Origin of the sequence: Pseudoxanthomonas gei (assembly GCF_010119615.1) — a bacterium.
Taxonomy (GTDB): Bacteria; Pseudomonadota; Gammaproteobacteria; order Xanthomonadales; family Xanthomonadaceae; genus Pseudoxanthomonas_A; species Pseudoxanthomonas_A gei.
Genome location: NZ_QOVG01000002.1, coordinates 95841 through 120693 on the forward strand (window position 1 = coordinate 95841; position 24853 = coordinate 120693).

Below are 24853 nucleotides of genomic sequence, written 5' to 3' on the forward strand. Positions count from 1 at the left end.
CGCTTCGGCTGCATCCGCTCGTGACCGGCCCAAGCTGATCGATTCGGGCTGATCCATGCGAGCTCAGGGTTAATCCAGTGGGCGCCGGCGTTCGTGCGCCCCCGGACCGATGCGCCCAATGAAGGCGCACCGGCCCGCCAGCCGGCTCAGTGCAGCTTGCGCAACTGGGTCCGGAACATGTACCTGCCGACTTTCTCGCCCAGCTCCACTGCCGCCGTGCAGCCGGTGCGGAAATGGATGCCGCCGTAGACGCGTGCCGAGGCCGATTCGTCGGCCGCCTGGGACAGGCGTGTGTAGCTGCGGCTCACCGCCGGCGGCAGTCCGGTCGCCGTGTAGGTGAAGGGCACCTCATCGGTCCTGAAGGTATCGCGCAGCACTTCGGTGGCCGCGCCGATGGTGCTGGGCAGCCCGCAGGTGTAGTCCGGATAGGGCGGCGTGGTGATGTAGGAAGTCCACTCCGGGTCCGGCGCGGTGCCCGGGTTGCCATCGTTGGCCCAGCGGATGGCGGTGTACGGGCGCCAGAAGTTGTAGTGGTACTTGCCGCGGAACGTGACCACCAGTGCATCGCTCACCGCCATGTTCATCACCGCGTACAGCCGCGCGTTGTCCCAGGGATCGGAGCTGCGGCCGGCCAGGATGACCCGCGTGAAGCCATTGAGGTTCTGGCCGCCACCCGGCCAGAAGCGCGCGATCCGGCTTTCTTCCGAATCGGGCGCCGCATTGCGCACCGCGAACGAGCCGACCTGTTTCACTTCGTTGTAGTCGCGTGCGTAGGCCTTGCCGCGCAGGTTCAGGAAGGGGCTGCCGCCTGCCCGGAACTGCATGCTGCTGACCAGGCCGAAGGGCGTGACGCTGCCCCAGCCGCCGTACTGCGGATACGGCGCCGGCGCGGCCGGCAGGGGCAGCGTCGGCTGGTAGACACCGGCGGCCGGTGCCAGCGTATAGGGCACGTGCGGCGTGGCCGATCCATCGGCTTGCCGCAAGGCCAGGATGGCGGCGGCCGCATTGGCGCCGACGGCCTCGCCCGCGCTGACGCAACCGGGCAATGCGGCCGGGCAGGCCGGCAGGGCCGCGATGTAGGCGGTGTACGCGGCGTTCACCACATCGGCACGCGTCGGCAGCGTCGCCACCAGCACGTCGCGCGCGGCCCGGGCCACGGCGGCATCCGGCGAGGCATTGGGGTTGCCGGGGCTGATGACGGTGTAGGGCCGGTAGCGCCGGTCGATCGCGTTCAGGGCATCGTGCACGGCGATATGCACCATCGCGAAGATCCGGAACTGCTGGGGCGCGCCGCCGGCCGTGGCGATGACCTGGTTGGCCTGGGCGTTCCAGTCGGTGACCGCATCGGCCCAGGCGGTGGCCGGCGCCACCAGGGTCAGCGCGCTGGCGAGCAGCCAGCGACGTGGCGAGCGGAGGGAAGCGCCACGGGGTCGCGGTCCATGGGTGTCCGGGACGGTAGTGGCTGCTGCCGTGGGCGCGCGGTGGGGGGAGTGCGTGGTCTGGCTCATGTCCTTGCTCCGGTGCGGGTGGGAGGGTTCCCACGCCGCACCGTGCGGGCCTGGCGCTGCCGGAGCCATGATCAAACGCTGATATTGTGCTGACATCGTCCTCCGGCGCCCCTGCGGCGGCTGCCACGGGCTACGGGAGTCCAGGACGCCATGCACAGCCTTCGCCTCGGAGACGTCACCGTTGATCCTGCCGCCGGGACCATGGTGGGGCCGGCCGGCCGCGAACAGCTGGACCCCAAGGTCATGCAGGTGCTGGTGGTGCTGGCGCGACGGGCGGGGGAAGTCGTGCCCCGCCACGAGTTGCTGGAGGAGGTCTGGCCGGGCGTGGTGGTCGGCGATGACGTCGTGTCGCGCTGCATCTACCAGTTGCGCCGCCACCTGCGCCAGGCCGGAGGCGAGCGGCGCCATGCCGCGCTGGTCGAAACCCTGCCCAAGCGCGGCTACCGGCTGAACGGTGCACCCGCCGTGGGGCCGCCGCCGGCGATTTCCTCCGCCCACGCAACGCCCGCCGCCCGCGCCCGCCCGCGCTGGCCGCTGGCCGTGGGGCTGGTGGCCGGGGTCATGGCCGTCGCCGCCGGCCTGGCGTGGCGGTCGACCGGTCGCACCGATGCGGACTGGCCCAACCCGCTGGCGGGCGCGCGCTTCACCCGCGTCACCGACTTCGAAGGCGTGGCACCAAGCGTTGCGATCTCGCGCGACGGCTCCCGTATCGCCTTCCTTGCCAGCGGCGACGGCCCACTCGATGCCTGGATCACCGGCGCCGGCACGGGCGAGTTCCGCAACCTCACCCGCGGCCGCGTCCCCGGTATCGACAACCCCGTGCGCAGCCTGGCGTTCACGCCCTACGGCTCGCAGCTGGCGGTGTGGACGCGCAACGTGGATGCCGCCGGCGCCGAAACCATCGATACCTGGGCGGTGCCCTCCACTGGGGGCCTGCCACATCGGTACCTGGACAATGTCGCCGAAGTGGACTGGTCGCCCGATGGCAGGCGCCGGGTCTCGCACCCGGCCGCCCCGGGCGACCCGCTGTCCGTGGCCGATGCGGGCCAGCCGGCCGGCCGCCAGATCTACATCGCACCCAACGGCATCCATTGCCATTACCCGCTGTGGTCGCCGGACGGGGCTTTCATCTATTTCGTCCAGGGCCGCCCGCCCGATGACATGGACGTGTGGCGAATACCGTCTGCAGGGGGCCAGGCCGAACGCATCACCCGGCACGGCTCCCGCGTGTCCCACCCGGTGTTCCTGGACAGCAGGACGCTGGCTTACCTGGCGACGGCCGCAGATGGTTCGGGCCCGTGGCTGCATGGCATGGACCTCGAACGCCGCATCGCCCATCGCCTCGGGCCGGAGCTGGCCGAGTACACCTCGCTGGCCGCCAGCGCCAATGGACGCCGGCTGGTCGCGACCCAGGCCACGCCGCGGACCAGCCTGTGGCGGGTGCCGGTCATGGCGCGCGTCGCGAGTGAGACGGACGCCCGCCGCATCGGCCTGCCGGTGGCCGGCGGACGCTCGCCGCGTGCCGGCCCGGGTTATCTGCTGGTGGTTTCACCCAGCGATGGCCGTGGCATTGGGAGGCTCGCGACCGCCGACAACCGCATGACCGAACTCTGGAACGGCGGACCGGAGCGCTTGGTCGCCGGCCCGGCCATCGACCCGGTGCGCCAGCGCATCGCCTTCACCACGACCGCGCGGGGCAGCACCCGGCTGCAGGTGATGGACGCCGATGGCAGCGGCCTGCGCGCGCTGGCCGCCCACCTGCAGGTCACCGGCGCACCGGCCTGGTCGCCCGACGGAAAAGCGATCCTGGTCGCGGTCACGCAGGGCCTCGACACGCGCCTGTTCAAGGTGCCCGTGGACGGCGCGCCGGCCACGCCTTTCGCCGCCGACTATTCCCGCGACGCCACCTTTTCGCCGGACGGGAGCTTCCTGGTCTTCAACGGGGCCGACGTGGGCCCGACCTTCCCGGTCAAGGCCCTGGGGGCTGATGGGCAGCCACGGGACGTGCCCGACCTGGTCCTGCCACGGGGCACCCGGCACCTGGTATTCCTGCCCGGCAGCAATGCGCTGGTCGTGCTTCGGGGACCGGCGCACAAGCGTGACTTCTGGCGGGTCGACCTGGACACCGGCCGCGAACGCCAGTTGACCGACTTCGGCTCGGCGTTCGCCATCGGCGAGTTCGACGTTTCGGCCGATGGGCGCGAAATCATCTTCGACCAGCTGCGCGAGGAATCGGATGTCGTGCAGATCGATCTGCGTCGGCGCTAGCGCGGCACGCCACAATGCAGTGACGCGTGGGGAGGGAGTCGATCCGCCCGCGTGCGCTCGCAAACACAGCAAACACACGAGGGGAATGCATGGGACCGATATCGAAGAGGGCGCTGCTTGTCGTGCTGGCAGCCTGGGTCGGCCAGGCGACCGCAGGAGAAACCACCGACTTGTTCAGTGGTCGCTACGGCCACGACGCCAGCGAGCCTGCATATGCGCCAGTGTGGGAGTTGAAGCGTGGGGGCGAGGGCTGGCAGGCCGTCGTCGCGGTGATCGAGGGCGAGTCCGTCGATGCGTACCGGTTGTCGTCCGCGGGGCGTGGCGCCTTCTGGCAAAAGATGCACTGGCCCGTCGCCACCGCCGCGGACGCCGACTGCATCTCGTGGGGCGAGGCGCCGCCGGATCTGATGGCGATGCTGCAGGAAGCGCCTGCGGTCGCGCCGCCGGACACGTTTGGGGAAGCGCTGATCTGCCATGTGCCGGCCGCCTCGCGGCACGCCATCGACTGGCTGGCCGATGCCACGGAGGACTGGTTTTACTACGACCCGATGGCGGGCATCATGTCGGTGCGCCAGTTGCACTGACCAGCTGCATCGACCAGCTGCATTGACGCATTGAATGGCGCGATGGCCCCGTAGGGCCGGGCGGGGCCCTCTGTTATGACCCTGCCCTCAGGCGCCCTGGTCACCGATGCGGCATCCCGCGTGCGCGGGTCGGTTTTTCCATTGCGTGCTGATCTGTATTTCACGCAGGGGCCGGTATTGATATGGGCTCCACCGCATCGACCTGACCGATGGCCAAGCGCCCCGCCGCCCGCAAGACTTCCACCACCCGGGCCAAGCCCGGAGCGAAGGCCGCTGCACGCGAAACGGCGCCGGTGCTGACCGCGGCGAAGGCGAAGAAGGCGGTCAGCAAGGTCGCCGCCAAGCTTGATCCGACCCAGCCCACCGCCACGCGCGCGCAGAGTGGCAAGTCCACCCGACGCCCGGCCATCGAGGCCCTGATCCGGGTGGCACGCGGCAGCCTGCCGGTCGCGCTGGCGCACCGGTTCATCGATGCCGACCTGTTGTCGCAGGCGGCCGCGCTGGCCCTGTATGCCTTGCTGTCGCTGGCGCCGTTGCTGTTGATACTGGTGTGGCTGACCAGCGGCATCCTGCCCGACGCCCAGGAAGCGTTGATGCAGCAGATCGCAGCCCTGGTCGGCAGCGAAGCCGAGCAGGTCGCGCGCACCATCGTCAGCAACGCAGCGCAGCGGCCCGACACCGGTTCCATCGCCGGCTGGTGGAGCCTGGCCCTGCTGTTCGTCGGCGCCACTGCGGTGTTCGCCCAGCTGCAGGACGTGCTGAACCGGATCTTCCGCACCGACGCCACCGCCTTGCCGGGGCTGAAGGCGTGGCTGCGCAAGCGCGTGTTCTCGCTGGGACTGGTGTTCGCGCTGGGCTTCCTGCTGGTGGTGTCGATGACCCTCAGCACCGCGATGCAGCTGCTGTTCGGCCGCGTGGAATGGATGCTGCCGCTGGTGGCGACGGCGGCCACGTGGCTGGTGTATGCACTGGCGTTCGCGCTGATGTACCACTACCTGCCCGACCGCCGCGTCGGCTGGCGGCGCGCGCTGGGCGGTGGCGCGGCCACGGCGCTGTTGTTCATGCTGGGGCGCGCGGCTATCGCCTGGTACGTGGGCCGCGTCGATCCCGGCTCGGCCTATGGCTCGATGGGCACCCTCGTGCTGGCGCTGGTGTGGATCTACTACGCGGCGCTGGTGGTGTTCATCGGCGCGTTGCTCACGGCCGTGGTGGATGAGCGCGCCAAGGCACGTGCTGGCGCGCGCAAGCCCAAGGCGGGTTGATCATCGAGTGGCGGGCGGTCGACCGGCCGCATCGGGTCGAGCCGCCACGCGCGCCAGCGTCAGCCGCGCCGTGCCGCTTCGATCGCGGCGATGTCGATCTTGCCCATGGTCATCATGGCCTCGAACGCACGCTGGGCCGCCGCGCGGTCGGGGTCGGTGATCGCCTCGGTCAGCGCACGCGGCGTGATCTGCCAGGACAGGCCCCATTTGTCCTTGCACCAGCCACAGGCGCTTGCCTGGCCGCCGTTGTCGACGATGGCATTCCACAAGCGGTCGGTCTCGGCCTGGTCGTCGGTGGCCACCTGGAACGAAAACGCTTCGCTGTGCTTGAACGCCGGGCCGCCGTTGAGGCCCAGGCAGGGGATGCCCAGCACGGTGAACTCGACGGTGAGTTCATCGCCCTGTTTGCCCGAGGGGAAATCACCGGGCGCCCGATGCACCGCGCCCACCGCGCTGTCGGGGAAGGTCCGGGCGTAGAAGGTGGCCGCCTCGAGCGCGGTGCCGTCGTACCACAGGCAGAGGGTGTTCTTGCTGTTCATGGGGTTACTCCGGAAGGCGGGGATCAACGCGCAGGACCGCCTTTTTACCGCTTGAATGTTAGGGAAGCCTTAAGACCGCCAGAGCGCCTGCGCCGGCCCGGCCTCTGATGTAGGAGCGACGCGAGTCGCGAAGCCAGGACATGACGTGACCCGACAATGATCGCAATCAGGCAATGCGAGCTTCGCGACTCGCGTCGCTCCTGCAAAAGCGCTATGCCTGCCGCCGGGTCGGCGCGGCGGGCACAGCCGGCCGTCAACCACCTCCTCCCTGAAAGTTGGATCCTGGCCCGTGCCGGGATGACGGCCTGCAGTGCTGCCGTCTGATGTAGGAGCGACGCAAGTCGCGAAGCCAGGACATCACATGACCAGGCAATGATCGCAATCAGGCAATGCGAGCTTCGCGACTCGCGTCGCTCCTACAAAAAACGCTACGTCTGCCGCCGGGTCGGCGCGGCGGGCACAGCCGGCCGTCAACCACCTCCTCCCTGAAAGTTGGATCCTGGCCCGTGCCGGGATGACGACCTGCACGGCCGGCGTCTGATGCAGGAGCGACGCAAGTCGCGAAGCCAGGACATCACATGACCAGGCAATGATCGCGATCAGGCAATGCGAGCTTCGCGACTCGCGTCGCTCCTACAAAAACACTGCGCCTATCGCTGGGTCCGCGCATCGGGGACAGCCCGGCCTCGCTCACCTTTTCCCTGGAAGTTGGATCCCGGCCAGCGCCGGGAGGACGAACTGTTCGGCGGCATTTAAAGCGCTCACGGCAGCTCGTTGCCCGAATGCGGGTCGATCGAATACGGATGCACTTCGGGCAGGAAGCCTGGTTGCGACTGCACGCGTTCCAGCCAGGCACGGAAGTGCGGATACGCGGCCAGCGACAGTCCCGCGTCTTCGGCGCGGCTGGCATAGGCGAAGATCGAGATGTCGGCGATGGAGTAACGCCCATCGACGATGAAGAGGCGCGTGGCCAGCTCGTCATCCAGCAAGGCCAGGGTACGCAGCGCGGCCTTGCGCTTGCCGGCGACCAGGGTCGCGTCGCGATGCGGCAGCTTCCCGGTCAGGGTCCAGTAGCGCAGCGAGCCGATGCTCATTTCCACCTGTTCCTGTTCGAATGACAACCACTGGTGGACCTTGGCGCGCAGGTAGCGATCGGCGGGCAGGTAATCACTGCCGTCTGCCAGGTACGCGAGGATGGCGTTGGATTCGGCCAGGGTGCGGCCATCCTCAAGTCCCAGCGCCGGCACCTTGCCGGACGGATTCACGCGCAGGAATGCAGGCTGCCGACCCTCGCCTTCGAAAATGCTCACCGGTATGGCCTGGTAGGGCAGGCCGAGATGGTGCAGCAGCTGCCGCACTTTCCATGCGTTGCGCGAAGGCAGGTAGTCGTAGAGCTTGAGCATGCGGGCAGGCCGTTGACGGGCCTGCAGTGTCGCGGCAGTCGCGCGCCGGCGATATCCGAATCCTGCACTCGCGTCGATGCGCCTGGCCCCGGTGCGGAAGTGCGGTGTCTGCAGCGACACCGCGGACTGCAACCGGACCACCTGCAGCGCGTTCGCCGGTTGTCCCTGCACGCGCCGCCCCGGTCTGTCCGACCCTGCAGTCCGGCCGCGTTGTCCCGACTGAGCGGACCCCACTCCCACGGGAGCGGCCGCGGTCGGTGGGTGCGAGGAGGCAGCACGTGGCCCGGCAGGCGCGCGGCCATGGCCGGGATCCCCGAGCCCATTCAATTTCCCGTGGCGCAAACCCTTGCCGTTGCAGCGCCACCACCGGAGACACTTCCATGAATCAGAACAACCTGCGGGTTGCCTGCGCGATGGCGCTGGCCTTTTCCGTGCCGTGTTCCGCACAGGACCTGGCGGTGACCGCCGGTTCGCAGGCCAAGGTCGTGCTGGACAACGCCAGGGTACGGGTGGTGCAGCTGGAGATCCCGCCAGGCGGCAAGACCGGCATGCACTCGCATGGCGACAACCTCGTCGTCTACCTCACCGACGGCGACGCCATCCAGACCCTCGCCGACGGCTCCAGCAAATCCCGCCACACCACCGCTGGCGAAGTGCTGTGGAGCGATCCGGTGACCCACGACACCCGCAACACCGGCAAGGCGCCGGTGAAGGTGGTGGTGATCGAGTTGAAGGAACCGGCGAAGTAGCGTTTGCACGCTGGGCCGGCGCGCGCCGGTGGGTCGGCGTTGTTCCCCGCTCCCGGTGGCAGGAGCGGGGAATGCATCTTGCAGCGGCCACCATGGTCTGGGTGCGCGTCAACCATGACCTGGAGTACGCGTACGAAGTGCAGCTGCTGCGCAGATTCTGAAACTGCGGCTGAAGTGCGTGCCGTTGCGAACGCATCGTCGTGACATGGACAACACATCGGCGTGCCTACGATGCAGCTCCGTATCGAGGAGAACACGCCATGGCCCAACCGAGCCGCGAAGAAGTGATGATCCAGCTGGATCGCGTCGACACCGCGCTGGAGGCACCCGATGCCGACAAGGCCGCGGTCATGCGCCAGGCCCTGGACTGGCTGGCGTCGAACCCGCCGCCGAACGCCGCCGATGCCCTGTACTACCGCGAGCGCCTGCAGGCAATTGGCGAACGGCATGCGGCTGGCTGAGTGGCGGGCTTGACGGCCTTGCACGTGGACGGCCGCATGCGTCCGGCCACCTTCTTGCAATCGTCATCCCGGCGAACGCAGCGACCCAATCCGCAGCGCTGGCGCACCAGGTTCCAGGCAGGAGGGCGTGACACTCACGCCTGCTCCGGCTGCCCGATCCACAGGCGATTCCCGTCCGGATCTTCCATGCGAAATTCGCTCATGCCATAGAACGAAATTTCCAGGTCGGGGATTTCCAGCCCGTTGGCGCGCAATTGCCGGTGATAGGCGGCGATGTCGTCCGGGTACAGGTAAAGCACCGGCGCGCGCGGCCGCGAGGCGTTCACGTTGATGGATTCATCGACCATCAGCCGGCATTCGTCCAGCCGCAGCATCGCCCAGCGCCAGTGGTCGTTGCGCTTCTCCACTTCGAAACCGAGCTTCTTGTAGAAGGCCACGCTGGCCGGCATGTTGCCGACCGGCAGCATCGGGATGATGCGCGTCATCTTCATCGCAAACTCCGGTTGTCTCTTGTCTCTTCACGGTTCACGGTCCACGGAAGACCCGTGTCGCACCCGGTCGACTTCAGCCTTGCGCCTTCGCCCTGCCTGCATCCGCGCCGCCCAGCGTGCGCTTGAACAGGGCGACTGTCTGTTGCCACGCAAGCGCCGCCGCGGCCTGGTCATAACGTGGCGTGGTGTCGTTGTTGAAGCCGTGCTGGGTGCCGGGTGGCTGCAGCAGCGTGTAATGCACGCCGGCCGCTTTCAGGGCGCGTTCGTACTCCGGCCAGCCCGCATTGACGCGCTCGTCGTTGTCGGCAAGCACCACCAGCAGTTCGGCCTTGATGTGCGCAACCTCCGCGGTCTCCGGCGCGCCGCCGTAGAACGGGGCGGCGGCGATGACCTCGGGCATGCGCGTGGCCAGGAAGTTGGTGGTGGCACCGCCGTAGCAGAAGCCGACCACGCCCAGCTTGCCGTTGCCGCCTTCGATGGCCAGCAGCAGCCTGGCCGCGGCCAGGAAATCCTCGCGGCATTTGGCTTGGTCGAGCTTGGCGAACAGCGCACGAGCCGCATCCTCGTCGCCGGGATAGCCGCCCAGGGAAAACAGCGCGTCGGGCGCGAAGGCGAGGAAGCCTTCCAGGGCCAGGCGCCGGGTGATGTCCTCGATATGCGGATTCAGGCCGCGGTTCTCGTGGATGACCAGGACCACCGGCAACGGGCCCGTTGCGTGGGCCGGTTTGGCCAGGTAACCGCTGCCGGTGCCATGGCCCAGCGGCGCGGCGAATTGCAGGGTGCGCGTCGCCAGGCGCGGGTCGTCCGGCCTGACCTGCTGGGCCGCGGCGAACTGCGGCGTGAGCGCGGCCAGCAGCCCGGCGGCACCGGCGCTGCCGGCGGCAAAACGCGCAGCGCCCTGCAGGAAGCCGCGGCGGTCGATGTCGCCATGCACGTACTGGTCGAACAGGCGCATCACCGCGGGATCGAACGGGTCGGCAGTGGGACGGGGAGGCAGGGGCATCGCGGGCTCCGGATCGGGATAGGCAGGGCGTCCCACCTTACCCACGATTGCCGAAGCCGTGCGAATCGGGCAACGATGCAATCGCGCACTGCGTTCGACGGCCGGTCGCGCGGTCGTGACCGAACGGCCTGAAGCATCCGCGCGGTCTACTGCGCGGACGGGGCGTGCTGCTGTTTCACCTTCAGGAAGAAGCGCACCATCTCGGCCGAGGCGTCGGGACCGCGTGGGTCGGTGTAGCTGCCGTCGCTGCTGCCGCCGAACCAGGCGTGGCCGCCACCGTGCACCTGCCAGTACTCGACCAGCGGTTCACCCAGCGACGTGGTGTAGACCGAGTGCGTGTAGTTTCGCCCATTGGCGGCCACGGCCTTGCGCTGGCTTTCCGGCAACAGTTCGCTGGCCGCGCCCGTGGCCTGCTTCACCAGGGCCTCGCCATTGGCGGGGGCCACGGTGTGGTCGGCATCGCCGTGGAAGACGATCAGCGGCACGACCGGCGCGGGCGGCCGTTTGCCCTGACGGGCGTTGGCATCGGTTTCCGCCGCCACTTCACGCAACGCATGGGTGCCGCCCATGGCCGCGAACGCCGACGGTACGTCGCGCGCGGCGCGATACGGCAAGCCCGAATGCGCGCCGACGGCGGCATACAGTTCCGGATGGGTGGTGCCAAGGATCACCGCCATCGCCGCTCCTGCCGACAAGCCGGCCACGTAGACGCGTCGTGGATCCACCGCATGCTGCTGGATGAGCTGGCGGGTCAGGCCGGCAAGCAGGGCCGGTTCGCCCGCCTCGCGGCCCTGGTCGCCGGGCCGGAACCAGTTCCAGCATTTGGAACCGTTGGCATTGGGTGATTGGGCCGGATAGGCGACCAGGAATCCATGTTCGTCGGCCAGCGCATTCATGCGCGTGCCTGCGGCAAAATCGTCGGGCGACTGGGTGCAGCCGTGCAGCATCACCAGCAGCGGGTAGCCGGGTGTCGCTTCGGCGTCGTAGCCGGCGGGTATATAGAGCTTGTAGCGGCGCGTACCGGCCTCGTTGGAGAAGTCATGCTCCACGAAGGACCCGGGTGACAACGCACGCTTGCGCGGCGTGTCCGGCCTGGGTTGGACAACAGGTTCGGGGGCCAGCAGCGCCAGCTTGGCGACGGGCCGGGTCGCAGGGGCAGGGCCGGGCGTGGGCTGGGCCGGTGCCGCGGCCGGAAGCGGCGCGCGCAACAAGCCCGCTGCGGCCAGGGCATCGTTGATGGTCTTGCTGATGCTCGACTCCAGGTCGCCCTGGCCGGCGGGAGAAGCCCCGCGGCGGGGAGACGGAAGTCGTGCCAGGAGTTTGGACAAAAGGGGCATGGGACGTTCCTAGTCGTTGCTGCAACGCAACATGCCCCACTTTCACCGATATTGCGTGAGCAGGGAATGACGAAACTGCGTCTCGCGGCCCTCGTTCACGGGCGTCGGTCTCAAACGACATTGCGATCCAACTGTGCGCTCCGCAAACGAAGACGGCGGACCGAAGTCCGCCGCCAGGTAATGCCTGCAGTGCCGGAAGTCTTTACAGGCTGTCGGGCGCCAGCTGCGCTTCCGCGTCCACCGTCAGCATGCGATTGACCGCCTGCACGTCGTCGGCGTCCAGGGTGCCGGCCGCCTGCTCCAGCAGCAGGCGGTTCTGCAGGTAGTTGTACTTGGCCAGGGCATAGGACTGCTGCGCCTGGAACAGGTTCTGCTGGTTGATCAGCACGTCCAGCACGGTACGGGTGCCGACCTCCAGGCCCACCTGCGACGCATCGTAGGCGGCCTTGGCCGAGACCAGCGCCAGGCGGCGCGCCTCGATCTCGCTGATGCCGGCTTCCAGGGTCTGGTAGGCGTTGCGGGTGTTGCGCACGATCGCGCGCTTCTGCTGCTCGTAACCGTCCTGGGCGGCATCGCGGTTGGCCAGCGCCTGGCGCACCCGCGACTGGGTGGCGCCGCCGGAGAAGATCGGCACGCTGAGGGTCAGGCCGATGCTCTGCGAATCGCCGTCGCTGGACAGTCCGCCGGTAGCCGAATTGCCCCAGTTGGCGCCACGGCCGAAGTTGCCGCTGAGTCCCAGCGTGGGCAGGTGGCCCGCACGCGCGGCCGCCACGCCGGCATCGGCGGACTGCACCTGGAATTCGGTCGACTTCAGCGCCGGGTTCTGCGCGACGGCGGTTTCGACCCAGCCCTCGGCACTGTAGTCGGTGGGCAGCACCGGCCGGAAATTGTCGGGCAGCGCCTTCAGGTTGCGGACCGGCACGCCGGTGATTTCGGCCAGCGCCTCGTAGGCATCCTTGAGTGCGTTGCGGCTGAGGATCACGCTGGCGCGGGCGCTGTCGTACTGGGCGCGCGCTTCGTGCACGTCGGTGATCGGGGCCAAGCCCACGTCCAGGCGCTTCTGCGCATAGTCGAACTGCTTCTGCAGTGCAGTCTGCTGCGCTTCGGCCGCGGCCAGGGTCTCGATGGCCACCAGCACGTTGAAATAGGCGGCAGAAGTGCGCGTGATCAGCAGGTCATTGGCTGCTTCCAGGTCGAAGTCGGCGGCCTGGCTCAGCGCGTTCTGGCCGCGCAGGTTGGCGTAGCTGGCGAAGTTCAGCACCGACTGGTTGACCGAAACGCCGACGTCGCGCGAATTGCTGGTGCCCGACCAGGAACCACCATCGGGCTTGAACTTGCTGCGGTTGTAGCTGGCCTGGCCATTGATCTGCGGCAGCAGCACGGCACGTGCCTGCACCGCGCCTTCCTTCTGCGCCAGGCGGCCGGATTCGGCGGCGGCCAGTTGCGGGTCGCCGGCACGGGCCAGTTCGTAGGTCTGCATCAGGTCGGCTGCGCTTGCGGAGGCGGCCAGCACGGAGGCAGGCAGGGCCAAGGCGAGTGCCAGGACAAGGGGACGACGGCTCATGCGGTTTCCTTTCAAAAAATCAGAATACGAAGGCGGGCGCGGGAGCGGCGCCGGCAAGATAGGGCAGATCGGTTTCAAACAACGATTCGATGCGGGGACCGTTGACGTCGTTGTGCATCAGCACCGCTTCCATCACCGGCGAACGACCATGGACCACGAACAGGCGGCCACCCGGCCGCAGCCATTGCAGGAACCGCGATGGCAGCACGTCCATCGCCCCGGTCACGCAGATCGCGTCGAAGCGGCGGTCGGTCGAATAGTGCAACGCATCGACGGTTTCGATGCGGACGTTGTTGCCCAGCCCATTGGCATCAAGCTGCGCGCGGGCGCGGCTGGCGAGTTCGGGATTGATTTCCAGGCTGACCACTTCGCGGGCCAGCGCGCCCAGGCAGGCAGCCAGGTAACCGCCGCCGGTACCGATTTCCAGCACTTCCTCGCCTTCCTGCGGCAACAGCGCCTGCAGGGTGCGACCCTCGACCACCGGCTTCATCATCCGCTGGCCGTGGCCTGCCGGGCCGGCTGCCAAGGGAATTTCCACATCGGCATAGGCCAGCGCCCGGTGGATCTCGGGAACGAAGCGTTCGCGCGGCAGGGTCGCCAGCACGCCCAGCACGCGCGCATCCAGGACTTCCCAGGGGCGCACCTGCTGCTCGACCATCATTTCGCGGGCTTGGTTGTAATCGATCGTCATCACTAGGGTCATCCGGCGCGGGAGCCGCGCATTTTAGCGGGTCGCGGTGGCTTTCAATGCATGCAGCTTGGCCGTACTACCACACCGGCACGCAGTGCCGGAAGTCACCGCGACCTCCGTCACCATGGCGGCGCGGCCATATTCAGTGCTTGCCATAGGCACGCATGAACATGTCCACGCTGGCATCGATATGGCTGCTGACGTCGGCGCGCGCCGGCCTGGCGCACAGCCCGCACATCATGCGGCTGTGGATCTCGCCCTTGATCAGCGCGAAGAACTGTTCGGCGGCGCGCTGCACGTCGGGTATTTCCAGTTCGCCGGCCTCTACGCGAGAACGCAGGAAGGCACTGAAGGCGTCGTGCGCGCGCTGCGGACCGGCTTCCCAGAACAGCTTGCGCAGCGGGTCGTCGGCGCCGCCGGGCGTGATCATCATGCGGTGGGTGCTGATGGCCTCGTCACTGCTGACCAGGCTGAAGAAAGCGGAGGCGATCGCCTGCAGCTGGTCGCGCACCGGGCCGCGCAATTCCTGGGTAAACAGGTCATGGGGCAGCATTTCGTCGCACTTGGCCTGCACGGCCGCCGAGAACAGCGCTTCCTTGTCGCCGAAGTGGCTGTACACGGTGAGCTTGGAAACCCCGGCTTCGGCGGCGATCTGGTCCATGCTGACCCCGGCGAAACCCTCCATGGAAAACAGGCGCTTGGCCGCCTCCAGGATCGCGGCGCGCTTGCCCAGATCCTTCGGCCGGCCGGGGCCCGAAAGCTTCGACGCAGCCGACTTGGCAGGGGGGGCGGGAGAGGGGTTACTGGCCATGCCTCAATACTAGACTAATCGGTTCGATATTTATACTATACCGGCAAGTGCATTTATTGATGAACAGGACGGAGTGTTCGAGCCATGAAGAGTGTGTCCCCGGGCAACAGGTCGATCAACGGCCGCTCCATCAACAGCCGCCCCATCAATCGCCGCTCCGTCAGCCTGCTGCGTACGACCGTCCTTCTCATGCTCGCAGCCGGGATGGCTGCCTGCGGCGGCAAGCCCGACACCACCGAGGCCGCTCGCCCGGTGCTGGTCGTGCATCCTGGTGGCGGCGCCCAGGCGGCGCTGTCGGCCTATGCCGGTGAAATACGCGCCCATGAAGAAAGCCCGCTTTCGTTCCGCGTCGGTGGCAACCTGGTCCGGCGCAACGTCGATGCCGGCACCCGGGTCAAGCAGGGCCAGGTGCTGGCGGTGCTCGACGCCGACGACCTCAGCCTGCAGGCGCAATCTGCCCAGGCGCAACTGGCCGCCGCCGAGGCCGACCTCGTCCGTGCCCGCGGCGACCGCGACCGTTACGCCAAGCTGGTCGGCGACAAGCTGGTCAGCCAGTCCACCTACGACGCCCAGAATGCCGCCTTCAAGGCCGCCGAAGGCCAGGCCCGCGCCGCCCGGGCGCAGCTGGACGTTGCCCGCAACCAGGCCGCCTATTCGCAACTGCGCGCGCCCCACGACGGGGTGATCGCCACGCGCGTGGCGGAAGCAGGGCAGGTGGTGGCCGCCGGCCAGACCATCTTCACCCTGGCCGCCGACGATGGCCGCGAGGTGGCGATCTCGTTGCCCGAGGGTCGCATCCGCGATTTCAGCGTGGGCCAGCCGGTGCTGGTGGAATTGTGGAATGCACCCGGTGAGCGCCTGCCCGGGGTGATCCGTGAAATCTCGCCGGCCGCCGATGCGCAGACCCGCACCTACGCCGCGCGGGTCAACCTGGCGGGCGAGGCCGCCAAGGCCGTCGAACTCGGCCAGAGCGCGCGCGTCTACGTGCAGGACAGCGGCGTGGCCGCCGCCCTCAGCCTGCCGCTGTCGGCCGTCCAGCGCGGCGCCGGCAACGCCACCGCGGTATGGGTGGTGGATCCGAAGAGCGGTACGGTGCAGTCGCGTGCGGTGCAGCTGGGCCGCTATGGGGAAACCGACGTGCCCGTGCTCGGCGGACTCAAGGCCGACGACTGGGTGGTTGCCGCTGGCGGGCACCTGCTGCGCCAGGGCCAGGCGGTGACGCCGGTGGACCGTGACAACCGGCCGATGCTGCCGAAACCGGCTGCCGCCACGGCCAAGGCGAACTGAGCCATGAAGCGCTTCAATCTTTCCGAATGGGCGCTGACCCACCGCAGCCTGGTGCTGTACGCAATGATCGTGCTGGGGCTGATCGGCGCCTGGTCCTACCGCCACCTGGGCCAGTCCGAGGACCCGCCCTTCACCTTCAAGGTGATGGTGGTGCGCACCGTGTGGCCGGGCGCCCCGGCCGACGAAGTCGCCAGGCAGGTCACCGAGCGCATCGAGAAGGCGCTGATGACCACCGGCAGCTACGAGTTCATCCGCTCCTACTCGCGCCCGGGCGAGTCGCAGGTGATCTTCGTTGCGCGCGACTCCATGCATTCGGACGAGATTCCCGCGCTCTGGTACCAGGTGCGCAAGAAGGTCGGCGACATCCGCGCCACCCTGCCCGAAGGCGTGGTCGGCCCGTTCTTCAACGACGAGTTCGGCGACACCTTCGGCAACATCTACGCGCTGACCGGCCCCGGCTTCGACTACGCGGTGATGAAGGACTATGCCGAGCGCATCCAGCTGGAACTGCAACGCGTGGCCGACGTGGGCAAGGTGGAACTGGTCGGCCTGCAGGACGAGAAGGTCTGGATCGAGTTGTCCAACACCAAGCTGGCGACGCTCGGGATCCCGTTGAGCGTGGTGCAGCAGGCGCTGGACCAGCAGAACGCAGTGACTTCGGCCGGATTCTTCGAGACCACCAGCGACCGCGTGCAGCTGCGGGTCAGCGGTCACTTCGAATCGGTCAAGGACATCCGCGATTTCCCCATCCAGGCCGGCGGCCGCAGCCTGCGGCTGGGCGACATCGCCGAGGTCCATCGCGGCTTCGCCGACCCGTCGGCGCCGAAGATGCGCTTCATGGGCCAGGACGCGATCGGCCTGGCCGTGGCGATGAAGAGCGGCGGCGACATCATCGCGCTGGGCAAGACCCTGGACGCGCAATTCGAGCGCCTGCAGAAGACCCTGCCCATGGGCATGGAACTGCGCAAGGTTTCCGACCAGCCGCATTCGGTGCAGGATTCGGTCGGTGAATTCGTGCGCGTGCTGACCGAGGCCGTGGTCATCGTGCTGCTGGTGAGTTTCTTCTCGCTGGGCCTGCGCACCGGCCTGGTGGTAGCGGTGACCATCCCGCTGGTGCTGGCGATGACCTTCGCGGTCATGCACTACTTCAACATCGGCCTGCACAAGATCTCGCTGGGCGCGCTGGTGCTGGCGCTGGGCCTGCTGGTCGACGACGCGATCATCGCCGTGGAGATGATGGCGATCAAGATGGAGCAGGGCTTCGACCGCATGCGCGCGGCCAGCTTCGCCTATACCTCCACCGCCTTCCCCATGCTCACCGGCACGCTGGTCACCGCAGCCGGCTTCCTGCCCATCGCCACCGCCGCCTCCGGCACCGGCGAATACACGCGCTCGCTGTTCCAGGTGGTGACCATCGCGCTGGTGGTGTCGTGGATCGCGGCAGTGCTGTTCATTCCCTACCTGGGCGACAAGATGCTGCCGGACCTGCATCAACCCAGGCCGCCGAAACCCGGCTCGCTGGCCGCGCGCTGGCATGGCCTTCGCGAACGCCTGGCCGATCGCCATCCCGCATTTGCCCGCGTGCTCGCCCCCAAGGCCCACAAGGGCAACGATCACGACCCCTACCAGACCGGTTTCTACCAGCGTTACCGCAAGCTGCTCGACGCCTGCCTGCGCCATCGCTGGCTGGTGATCGGCGTCACCGTGCTGGCCTTCGTGCTGTCCATCGTCCTGTTCCGCTTCGTGCCGCAGCAGTTCTTCCCGGACTCCACCCGGCCCGAGCTGATGGTCGACCTGGAACTGGCCGAAGGCTCGTCGCTGCGTTCCACCCAGGCCCAGGCCGAGAAGCTGGAGAAACTGCTGGCCAGGCGCACCGACATCGACAACTACGTCGCCTATGTCGGCACCGGTTCGCCGCGCTTCTACCTGCCGCTGGACCAGCAGCTGCCGCAGGCCAACTTCACCCAGTTCGTGGTCACCGCCAAGGACCTGCCCGCGCGCGAGGCCTTGCGCAGCTGGCTGATCAAGGAAGTCGGCCCGCAGTTCCCGCAACTGCAGTTCCGGGTGACGCGACTGGAGAACGGTCCGCCGGTCGGTTACCCGATCCAGTTCCGGGTGGCCGGCGAGCACATCGACCGCGTGCAGGCCCTGGCCCAGCAGGTGGCCGCGCAGGTGCGCCGCAATCCCAATGTCACCAACGTCAACCTGGACTGGGACGAGCCGAGCAAGGTGGTGCGCCTGACCATCGACCAGGACCGCGCCCGCGCCTTGGGCCTGAGCACGGCCGATGTCTCGCACTTCCTCACCAGCTCGCTGTCGGGGTTGCGGGTCAGCACCTATCGTGAAGGCAACGAACTGATCGAGATACTGCTGCGCGGTCCCGGGCAGGAACGCGCGCGCCTGGACATGCTGGGCAGCCTGGCCGTGCCCACGCCCAACGGCAGCGTGCCGCTGTCCCAGGTCGCCGACATCGCCTATGCGTTCGAGGACGGCATCATCTGGCATCGCAACCGCCTGCCCACGGTCACCGTGCGCGCCGACATCCGTGACGGGGTGACCCCGCCGTCGGTGACTGCGGCGATCCTGCCCACGCTGGAGAAGATCCGCGCCGACCTGCCGCAGGGTTACCTGCTGGAAACCGGCGGCACCGTCGAGGATTCCGGGCGCGGGCAGAAGTCGATCGCCGCCGGCCTGCCGCTGTTCCTGCTGGCCGTGGCCACGCTGCTGATGCTGCAGTTGCGCAGCTTCTCGCGCATGGCCCTGGTGATGCTGACCGCGCCGCTGGGTCTGATCGGCGTGACCTTCGCGCTGCTGGTGTTCCGGGTGCCGTTCGGGTTCGTGGCCATGCTCGGCACCATCGCGCTGTCGGGCATGATCATGCGCAACTCGGTCATCCTGGTGGACCAGATCCAGCAGGACATCGATGCCGGCCACGACCGCTGGCACGCGATCATCGATGCCACCGTGCGCCGTTTCCGGCCCATCGTGCTGACCGCGCTGGCGGCGGTGCTGGCGATGATCCCGCTGTCGCGCAGTGCGTTCTTCGGGCCGATGGCAGTGGCGATCATGGGCGGCCTGACGGTGGCCACCGCGCTGACCCTGCTGTTCCTGCCGGCGCTGTACGCGGCGTGGTTCAAGGTCAGGCCGGAAGAAGGCCGGGCATAGGGCGGGCCCCGGCCTTCCGTCGCCGGGCCGCATCGCCTGCCAACTCGCCCGCCCGCGGTGCGGCGACGCGTTGTCCCGCCTTTTCCCGCCGTGACATGATGCCGGCGCCGACGGTCCAGGTCGCGCGCCCCCATCATTGCCGGGAGAGGAAAGCATGCATACCACTGCCGCTTCGCCACGTCGCTGGACCTTCTGGGTCATCGCCTTCATCGCGCTGCTGTGGAACCTGATCGGCATGGCGTTCTTCGTCATGCAGGTCCGCCTGACTCCGGAAATGCTTGCCGCCATGCCCGCCGCGCAGCGTGCCGTGTATGCCGCCACCCCGGCCTGGATCAACATCGTGTTCGGCGTGGCCGTGGTGTCCGGCGTGCTGGGTGCAATCAGCCTGTTGCTGAAGAAACGCTGGGCCGTGCCGTTGTTCCTGGTGTCGCTGCTGGCCATCGTGGTGCAACTGCTCGGCGCCTACGCGGTGACACCGGTATGGCAGTCTTCCGGAGCGGCGGGGCTGGCGTTGCCGGTGATGCTGGTGGTGATCGCCTTGTACCTGTGGTGGTACGCGCGCGACGCGGCGGCCAAGGCCTGGATTTCCTGAGCCCGCCGATGGCGGACTGCGCGGCGCGTGGCGCTCGCGTCCCGCAACCTTCGCTGCCACCGCAGCGGCCACGGGCGCGCGTGAAAATCTTGCTGTCGCGCAGCATCAGGCGGACCGCGCACGGCGCGCGCGGGCGCCAGCCTGGCGACACGCGGTGGCCGATGTTTTCCAAATGGCCGCCAGTATTGGGTTTTCGCCGGGGCTCAAAGTCCGCGCCGCGGCGCAGTCCGCCGGGCCTGCAAGAAAACGTGACGCAGACCTTGTTATTCGGCGAGCGACTCACTAGGGTCGGGGGTATGGGGTTGGGCCGGGACACTGGCAACGGCCTCCCATCGGCAGGCCCCAGGGGGAACTCGGGCAGGTCGTCATTCATTCGCCTCCCGCATCATTTTCTCTAGGAGCTTTGTCCGTGAAATCCAGCACACCCAGGAATCTACTGGCGACCGCAGCCGTCCTGCTCGGCGCAGCCAGCGTCGTGGCACCGGCCGCAGCGCAGTCACAGATCAACAAAGGCAAGCGCGACCTCGGCGACTTCGTCCGCGGCAACGAAAACAGCAAAGGCAAGCGCGTCACCCCGCCCAAGACCGAGCAGGAAGCGGTCGCCCGCAAGCGCGTCACCGCGCAGGGCCTGGTCGAACTGGAGTTGCCGGAGGACCGCATGGTCAACCTGGTGGCGGTACGCAATGCGGATGGCACGGTGAGCTACCGGCACCAGGACGAAAATGCAGCGCCGGTCGAGCAGGCCGCACAGGGAGAAGTGAAATGAAGAAGACCCTGCTGATTTCCGCGCTGTCGGCTGCACTGTTCGCCGGCAACGCCGTCGCCGCCAACATCATTCCGATCAACGCCGACCCTGCCGGCCAGGGACTCAACGACCCGACCGCGCTGGCACCGGCCGGCGGCAACCCGGGCGTCACCATCGGTGAACAACGCCGCATCGCCTACCAGTACGCGGCCGACCTGTGGGGCGCCGTGCTGGTGAGTCCGGTCAATATCCGCGTGCAGGCCAGCTTCCAGGCGCTGCAATGCGACGCCGCCGGCACCGTGCTGGGTTCGGCCGGTACTTCCCCCATCTACGTACTCACCGAGACGGGCAAGCCGGACACCCTTTATCACGGCGCACTGGCCGACTCGCTGGTCGGCCAGGACCTGCAGAACGGGGCCGGCGTCGACATCATCAGCCGCTTCAACTCATCCTACGGCCTGACCAATCCCAACGGCACCGCCTGTTCGCCGGGTTCGGGCTGGTACTACGGCCTGGATGGCAACACGCCGGCCGGCAAGACCAACTTCCTCAACGTGGTCATGCACGAGATCGCCCACGGCCTGGGCTTCTCCGGCTTCGGCAGCGTGACCACCGGCGCGCCGCTGGCCGGGTACCAGGACATCTACTCGCGCTTCGCCTGGAACAACGTCACCAACCAGGGCTGGTACCAGATGACCAACGCCGGCCGCGTGGCGGCGGTCATCGGTGGCAACCTGGCCTTCCGTGGTCCCATCGTGACCAGCCAGGTCCCGCTGGTACTGGACGAAAAGATCGCCTTGCGCGCCAGCGGCACGGTCAGCGGTGACTACAGCTACGGCACCGCGGCCTTCGGCCCGGGGGCCACGGCGGCCAACTTCACCGGCAGCGTGGTACTGGTCAACGACGGCAGCGCAACGCCATCGCAAGGCTGCGCGGCCTCGCCGGCCGGCGCCTACACCGGCAAAATCGCCATCGTCGACCGCGGCACCTGCGCCTTTGAGATCAAGGCCAGGTTCGCGCAGAACGCCGGCGCCACGGCGGTGATCGTCGCCAACAACGTCAATGCGCTCATCTCGATGGCCGACGATGCGAGCGTGACGGCCACGGTGCCAACGCTGAGCGTGTCTTCGGTCGATGGCGCGGCCATCAAGGCCGGCCTGCCGGGTGTCAACGTGACCCTGGCTGCGATCCCGGGCCGCCTGGCCGGTGCCGATGCCAGCGGTTATGCCTTGCTGTATTCGCCCAACCCGGTCGCATCGGGTTCCTCGTTCTCGCACTACGACACCAGCACCACTCCCAATGCGTTGATGGAACCGGCGATCACCCAGACCCTGGCCGCCAACTACAACGTCGACCTGACCCCCGCACTGTTCCAGGACGAAGGCTGGACGCTCACCGAAGGCAACGCCAAGATCGCCGGCTGCGACACCGGCATCCCGGTCGCGGAAGTGGGTGGCCTGATCATCGGCGCCAACGTGATCGCGCAGAACAACCTCTGCCAGATCAGCTCGGCCAACCAGACGGCGTACACGACCTGCATGACCAACTTCCGCACCAAGCTGCGTGCCGGTGGCCTGATCAATACCACCCAGGCCGGCAAGCTGCAGGCCTGCGTCGCCCGCAACCGCTGAACCACGCTGTATTGAAAGAAGAGAACCGGCGCCTCGTGCGCCGGTTTTTTTTGCGCGGTCCGCTACCGCGCGCAGGTGCTTTGCATAGGGCGGGCCCGGCCCGTCATTGCATGCGGATGCATGCCCGGGGGCATCACGAACGCCGTTGCGAAACTTAACCGCTCGCCTGCCTTGCAACGACCGGTGGCGTTTCCTCACTCGCGATTCACCGCGCGCCGTCGAGACTCGCCGCAACATCCACCAAGGAGCTCTACATGAAAACTTTCAGGCATGCCTGTCTTGCACTGGTCATCGCCACCGGCCTGGGCGTCGGCGCGACCGCCGCGGCGCAGACGGTCGGCTACAACATCAGGACCGGCGATGTGTGGGTGGATTCGCGACTGGGCGAAATCAACGACTACGGCCAGCGCTACCGCGACCCCTTCGTCAACGAGATGACCAGCTACTACGGTGCGCCGCGCAGCCTGGTGGTCGAGTTGCTGGAGCGTCGCCGCTGGGCACCGGCCGATGTGTATTACGCCTGCGCACTGGCCCATTCCATGGGCATTCCCTGCGGCAACGTGGTGCGTGAATACGATCGCCATCCCGGCCAGGGCTGGGGCGCGGTCGCCAAGCGCTACGGCATCAAGCCGGGCTCGAAGGCTTTCCATGCGCTGAAGCGCGGCACCGTGTCCACCTACGATCGCTGGGGTTATCCGGTGGTGCTGGATCGCCCGGTCCGCGTAGACTGGTCCAAGCATGGTCCGGGCAAGTCGAAAGGCAACAACGGCAACAGCCATGGCAATTACGGCAACAACGGCGGCAAGGCCAAGGGTCCGTCGCATGGCGACAACGGCCATGGCAATGACAAGGGCCATGGCAACGACAAGGGCCACGGCAACGACAAGGGCAAGGACAAGGGCCACGGCAAGGGCAAGTAATCGGTTTTGATGCCTTCGCGATAACCCGACAATGGCGGCCACTGGCCGCCATTGTCTTATCTGGGCCCAGCGCACATCGGCCGCACGCGGGTGCCGGGCACCGGCTTGCAATAAGGCAGGCAATGCCGGCGTGACGGATCCGATGCTGGCCCAGCCTCGCCCTCGAACCCGTTTTCAATGGTGCGGGCCAATGCCTGGCTTGTTGCCAAGGTATTTCCACGCGGAGGTTACGTGGACACCGAAGTGCTCATCGTGGGTGCCGGGCCGACCGGTCTGATGCTGGCCAACCAGCTCGCACGGCGCGGCGTGCACAGCCTGCTTATCGACCGCCACGCGCAACCGGCGCGCGAGACCCGCGCGCTGGGCGTGCAGGCCCGCACGCTGGAGATCTATGCGCAGCTCGGCGTCGTCGAGCGCGCGCTGGCCCTGGGCAAGCGCGCCACCGGAGCGCAACTGTGGACACAGGGACGCAAGGCCGCGCGCGTGCCCCTGATCGACGCCGGCAGCCTGCTCACCCCGTATCCCTGCATCCTGGTGCTGGGCCAGGACGACAACGAACGCATCCTTGGCGACCGCCTGGCCGACTGGGACCAGCCGGTCCACTGGAATACATCGCTGCAGTCGCTGCAGCAGCGCGACGGCCATGTCACCGCCACCCTGGCGGTCGCCGCTGGTGCCGTCCGTGAAGTGCGCGCGCGCTGGGTCGCCGGCTGCGACGGCTCGCACAGCACGGTGCGCGCGCTCAACGGCATTCCCTTCGAGGGTGCACCCTACGAGCACGTCTTCTACGTCGCCGACGTGCAGGCCAGTGGCAGCATGGCGCCGGCGCAGGTCAATGTGTTCCTGTGGAAGCAGACCTTCCATCTGCTCTTCCCATTGCGCGGCGATGACCACTGGCGGATCGTCGGCATCCTGCCGCCGGCACTGGCCGGCCGCGACGACGTGGACTTCGACGCGGTGTTGCCGTCACTGCGCGGCGAGACCGGGCTGCACATAGCGGTCGATCGATGCAGCTGGTTCTCGACCTATCGCATCCACCATCGCCGCGCGGCGCGGTTCCGCGCCGGGCGCTGCTTCCTGCTTGGCGATGCGGCCCACATCCACAGCCCGGTCGGCGCGCAGGGCATGAACACCGGCCTGCAGGATGCCTACAACCTGGCCTGGAAGCTGGCGCTGGTGGTCAACCGCCAGGCCCGCGAATCGCTGCTGCATTCCTACGAGGACGAACGCATCCCGGTGGCCACGCGCCTGCTCGACACCACCGATCGCGCCTTCCGCCTGGTGGTGTCGGCGCATCCGCTCGCCGCCCTGTTGCGCACCCAGGTGCTGGCGCGCGTCGTGGCGCTGGCCATGCGCAACCGGCGCCTGCAGGAACTGGCCTTCCGCACCGTCTCGCAGATCGGCATCCACTACCGCGACAGCGCGCTGTCGGTGTCCGATCCGCGGCTGCCGGCGCGCTCGGTGCAGGCAGGCGACCGCTTTCCCTGGCTGCGGCTGGTACTGCAGCCCGGCGAGCCGGCCCAGGACCTGTTCCAGGCGCTCGAGGACACCCACTTCCACCTGCTGCTGTTCGGGCAGCTGCCGCCGCCGGCCCTGTCCGGTTTCAACGGCCTGTTGCGCACCCACGTGGTACCGGACGACGCACGCAACCACGGTGAACTCGAACGTGCCGGCATCCCCGCCGTGTCGTTCTTCCTGCTGCGCCCCGACGGGCATGTGGGGCTGTGCGGAAGCAGGGCCGAGGCTGCGGAACTGGCCGCCTACGCGGAAGCACGCCTGGGCCTGCGCACGATGGCGTGAGGCCATGCAGGTGCACTGCGCGCATCACCTCGCAGGCGCGGT

Annotated in this window: 21 protein-coding genes; 12 read left to right on the forward strand and 9 right to left on the reverse strand. The window is 68.0% G+C overall.

Features of this window, described 5'->3' with window-relative positions:
- Positions 1 to 146: 146 nt before the first annotated feature.
- Positions 147 to 1508 carry a vanadium-dependent haloperoxidase gene (locus DT603_RS03420; protein WP_162348456.1) on the reverse strand — a complete coding sequence of 454 codons (1362 nt, stop codon included), beginning with the start codon at positions 1506 to 1508 and terminating at the stop codon, positions 147 to 149.
- Positions 1509 to 1658: 150 nt separating this feature from the next.
- Between DT603_RS03420 and DT603_RS03425 the strand changes: the two genes are divergently transcribed.
- The 3 genes from DT603_RS03425 to DT603_RS03435 all read left to right on the forward strand — a co-directional run bounded on the left by DT603_RS03425 (position 1659) and on the right by DT603_RS03435 (position 5622).
- Positions 1659 to 3776 carry a winged helix-turn-helix domain-containing protein gene (locus DT603_RS03425; protein WP_162348457.1) on the forward strand — a complete coding sequence of 706 codons (2118 nt, stop codon included), beginning with the start codon at positions 1659 to 1661 and terminating at the stop codon, positions 3774 to 3776.
- An 89-nt stretch (positions 3777 to 3865) separates the two neighbouring features.
- Positions 3866 to 4360, forward strand: coding sequence for a hypothetical protein (locus DT603_RS03430; protein WP_162348458.1), 495 nt, complete (start codon positions 3866 to 3868; stop codon positions 4358 to 4360).
- Positions 4361 to 4569: 209 nt separating this feature from the next.
- Complete coding sequence (locus DT603_RS03435; protein ID WP_162348459.1) at positions 4570 to 5622, forward strand: YihY/virulence factor BrkB family protein; 1053 nt, start codon at positions 4570 to 4572, stop codon at positions 5620 to 5622.
- 59 nt (positions 5623 to 5681) lie between these two features.
- On the opposite strand, the gene DT603_RS03440 is transcribed toward DT603_RS03435, so the two are convergent.
- Together DT603_RS03440 and DT603_RS03445 are read right to left on the reverse strand one after the other, a co-directional pair.
- Positions 5682 to 6161 carry a VOC family protein gene (locus DT603_RS03440; protein WP_162348460.1) on the reverse strand — a complete coding sequence of 160 codons (480 nt, stop codon included), beginning with the start codon at positions 6159 to 6161 and terminating at the stop codon, positions 5682 to 5684.
- 761 nt (positions 6162 to 6922) lie between these two features.
- On the reverse strand, positions 6923 to 7735 hold the full coding sequence (locus DT603_RS03445) for a glutathione S-transferase family protein (protein ID WP_343037714.1): 813 nt from the start codon (positions 7733 to 7735) through the stop codon (positions 6923 to 6925).
- A gap of 209 nt (positions 7736 to 7944) precedes the next feature.
- On the opposite strand from DT603_RS03445, the gene DT603_RS03450 reads away from it, so the two are divergent.
- A complete protein-coding gene (locus DT603_RS03450) occupies positions 7945 to 8313 on the forward strand; it encodes a cupin domain-containing protein (RefSeq protein ID WP_162348461.1) in 369 nt (122 codons plus the stop codon).
- Between the two features lie 260 nt (positions 8314 to 8573).
- The gene (locus DT603_RS03455) at positions 8574 to 8774 is read left to right on the forward strand and encodes a hypothetical protein (protein WP_162348462.1); all 201 of its coding nucleotides are present in this window, start codon (positions 8574 to 8576) and stop codon (positions 8772 to 8774) included.
- A 134-nt stretch (positions 8775 to 8908) separates the two neighbouring features.
- Here the strand turns inward: DT603_RS03455 and DT603_RS03460 are convergent, their stop codons facing one another.
- From DT603_RS03460 to DT603_RS03485, 6 genes are all read right to left on the reverse strand, one after another.
- Positions 8909 to 9265 carry a VOC family protein gene (locus tag DT603_RS03460; RefSeq protein ID WP_162348463.1) on the reverse strand — a complete coding sequence of 119 codons (357 nt, stop codon included), beginning with the start codon at positions 9263 to 9265 and terminating at the stop codon, positions 8909 to 8911.
- Positions 9266 to 9338: 73 nt separating this feature from the next.
- Positions 9339 to 10268: a dienelactone hydrolase family protein gene (locus DT603_RS03465; protein ID WP_162348464.1), complete on the reverse strand. Its 930-nt coding sequence runs from the start codon at positions 10266 to 10268 to the stop codon at positions 9339 to 9341.
- A 146-nt stretch (positions 10269 to 10414) separates the two neighbouring features.
- On the reverse strand, positions 10415 to 11605 hold the full coding sequence (locus tag DT603_RS03470) for an extracellular catalytic domain type 1 short-chain-length polyhydroxyalkanoate depolymerase (RefSeq protein WP_162348465.1): 1191 nt from the start codon (positions 11603 to 11605) through the stop codon (positions 10415 to 10417).
- A gap of 202 nt (positions 11606 to 11807) precedes the next feature.
- The gene (locus DT603_RS03475) at positions 11808 to 13169 is read right to left on the reverse strand and encodes a TolC family outer membrane protein (protein ID WP_162348466.1); all 1362 of its coding nucleotides are present in this window, start codon (positions 13167 to 13169) and stop codon (positions 11808 to 11810) included.
- Positions 13170 to 13188: 19 nt separating this feature from the next.
- Positions 13189 to 13860, reverse strand: a complete 672-nt coding sequence (locus tag DT603_RS03480; protein WP_162348467.1) for a protein-L-isoaspartate O-methyltransferase family protein — start codon at positions 13858 to 13860, stop codon at positions 13189 to 13191.
- A gap of 142 nt (positions 13861 to 14002) precedes the next feature.
- Positions 14003 to 14671, reverse strand: a complete 669-nt coding sequence (locus DT603_RS03485) for a TetR/AcrR family transcriptional regulator (RefSeq protein ID WP_162348468.1) — start codon at positions 14669 to 14671, stop codon at positions 14003 to 14005.
- Between the two features lie 189 nt (positions 14672 to 14860).
- On the opposite strand from DT603_RS03485, the gene DT603_RS03490 reads away from it, so the two are divergent.
- The 7 genes from DT603_RS03490 to DT603_RS03520 all read left to right on the forward strand — a co-directional run bounded on the left by DT603_RS03490 (position 14861) and on the right by DT603_RS03520 (position 24811).
- Positions 14861 to 15958 carry an efflux RND transporter periplasmic adaptor subunit gene (locus tag DT603_RS03490; RefSeq protein WP_246191574.1) on the forward strand — a complete coding sequence of 366 codons (1098 nt, stop codon included), beginning with the start codon at positions 14861 to 14863 and terminating at the stop codon, positions 15956 to 15958.
- Between the two features lie 3 nt (positions 15959 to 15961).
- Positions 15962 to 19123, forward strand: a complete 3162-nt coding sequence (locus DT603_RS03495) for an efflux RND transporter permease subunit (RefSeq protein WP_162348470.1) — start codon at positions 15962 to 15964, stop codon at positions 19121 to 19123.
- A 154-nt stretch (positions 19124 to 19277) separates the two neighbouring features.
- Positions 19278 to 19715 (forward strand): hypothetical protein, encoded by a 438-nt coding sequence (locus DT603_RS03500; protein ID WP_162348471.1) that lies wholly within the window; start codon positions 19278 to 19280, stop codon positions 19713 to 19715.
- Positions 19716 to 20124: 409 nt separating this feature from the next.
- A complete protein-coding gene (locus DT603_RS03505; protein ID WP_162348472.1) occupies positions 20125 to 20481 on the forward strand; it encodes a hypothetical protein in 357 nt (118 codons plus the stop codon).
- Positions 20478 to 22091: a PA domain-containing protein gene (locus DT603_RS03510; protein ID WP_162348473.1), complete on the forward strand. Its 1614-nt coding sequence runs from the start codon at positions 20478 to 20480 to the stop codon at positions 22089 to 22091. The genes DT603_RS03505 and DT603_RS03510 overlap by 4 nt, the downstream gene beginning before the upstream one ends.
- Before the next feature lie 254 nt (positions 22092 to 22345).
- Positions 22346 to 23011: a hypothetical protein gene (locus DT603_RS03515; protein WP_162348474.1), complete on the forward strand. Its 666-nt coding sequence runs from the start codon at positions 22346 to 22348 to the stop codon at positions 23009 to 23011.
- A 231-nt stretch (positions 23012 to 23242) separates the two neighbouring features.
- A complete protein-coding gene (locus DT603_RS03520) occupies positions 23243 to 24811 on the forward strand; it encodes an FAD-dependent monooxygenase (protein ID WP_162348475.1) in 1569 nt (522 codons plus the stop codon).
- Positions 24812 to 24853: the final 42 nt, after the last annotated feature.

Coding starts and splice junctions, on each gene's coding strand:
- DT603_RS03420 (WP_162348456.1), bottom strand. CDS start 1,508: ATGAGCCAGACCACGCACTCCCCCCACCGCGCGCCCACGGCAGCAGCC.
- DT603_RS03425 (WP_162348457.1), top strand. CDS start 1,659: ATGCACAGCCTTCGCCTCGGAGACGTCACCGTTGATCCTGCCGCCGGG.
- DT603_RS03430 (WP_162348458.1), top strand. CDS start 3,866: ATGGGACCGATATCGAAGAGGGCGCTGCTTGTCGTGCTGGCAGCCTGG.
- DT603_RS03435 (WP_162348459.1), top strand. CDS start 4,570: ATGGCCAAGCGCCCCGCCGCCCGCAAGACTTCCACCACCCGGGCCAAG.
- DT603_RS03440 (WP_162348460.1), bottom strand. CDS start 6,161: ATGAACAGCAAGAACACCCTCTGCCTGTGGTACGACGGCACCGCGCTC.
- DT603_RS03450 (WP_162348461.1), top strand. CDS start 7,945: ATGAATCAGAACAACCTGCGGGTTGCCTGCGCGATGGCGCTGGCCTTT.
- DT603_RS03455 (WP_162348462.1), top strand. CDS start 8,574: ATGGCCCAACCGAGCCGCGAAGAAGTGATGATCCAGCTGGATCGCGTC.
- DT603_RS03460 (WP_162348463.1), bottom strand. CDS start 9,265: ATGAAGATGACGCGCATCATCCCGATGCTGCCGGTCGGCAACATGCCG.
- DT603_RS03465 (WP_162348464.1), bottom strand. CDS start 10,268: ATGCCCCTGCCTCCCCGTCCCACTGCCGACCCGTTCGATCCCGCGGTG.
- DT603_RS03470 (WP_162348465.1), bottom strand. CDS start 11,605: ATGCCCCTTTTGTCCAAACTCCTGGCACGACTTCCGTCTCCCCGCCGC.
- DT603_RS03475 (WP_162348466.1), bottom strand. CDS start 13,169: ATGAGCCGTCGTCCCCTTGTCCTGGCACTCGCCTTGGCCCTGCCTGCC.
- DT603_RS03480 (WP_162348467.1), bottom strand. CDS start 13,860: ATGACGATCGATTACAACCAAGCCCGCGAAATGATGGTCGAGCAGCAG.
- DT603_RS03485 (WP_162348468.1), bottom strand. CDS start 14,671: ATGGCCAGTAACCCCTCTCCCGCCCCCCCTGCCAAGTCGGCTGCGTCG.
- DT603_RS03490 (WP_246191574.1), top strand. CDS start 14,861: ATGCTCGCAGCCGGGATGGCTGCCTGCGGCGGCAAGCCCGACACCACC.
- DT603_RS03495 (WP_162348470.1), top strand. CDS start 15,962: ATGAAGCGCTTCAATCTTTCCGAATGGGCGCTGACCCACCGCAGCCTG.
- DT603_RS03500 (WP_162348471.1), top strand. CDS start 19,278: ATGCATACCACTGCCGCTTCGCCACGTCGCTGGACCTTCTGGGTCATC.
- DT603_RS03510 (WP_162348473.1), top strand. CDS start 20,478: ATGAAGAAGACCCTGCTGATTTCCGCGCTGTCGGCTGCACTGTTCGCC.
- DT603_RS03515 (WP_162348474.1), top strand. CDS start 22,346: ATGAAAACTTTCAGGCATGCCTGTCTTGCACTGGTCATCGCCACCGGC.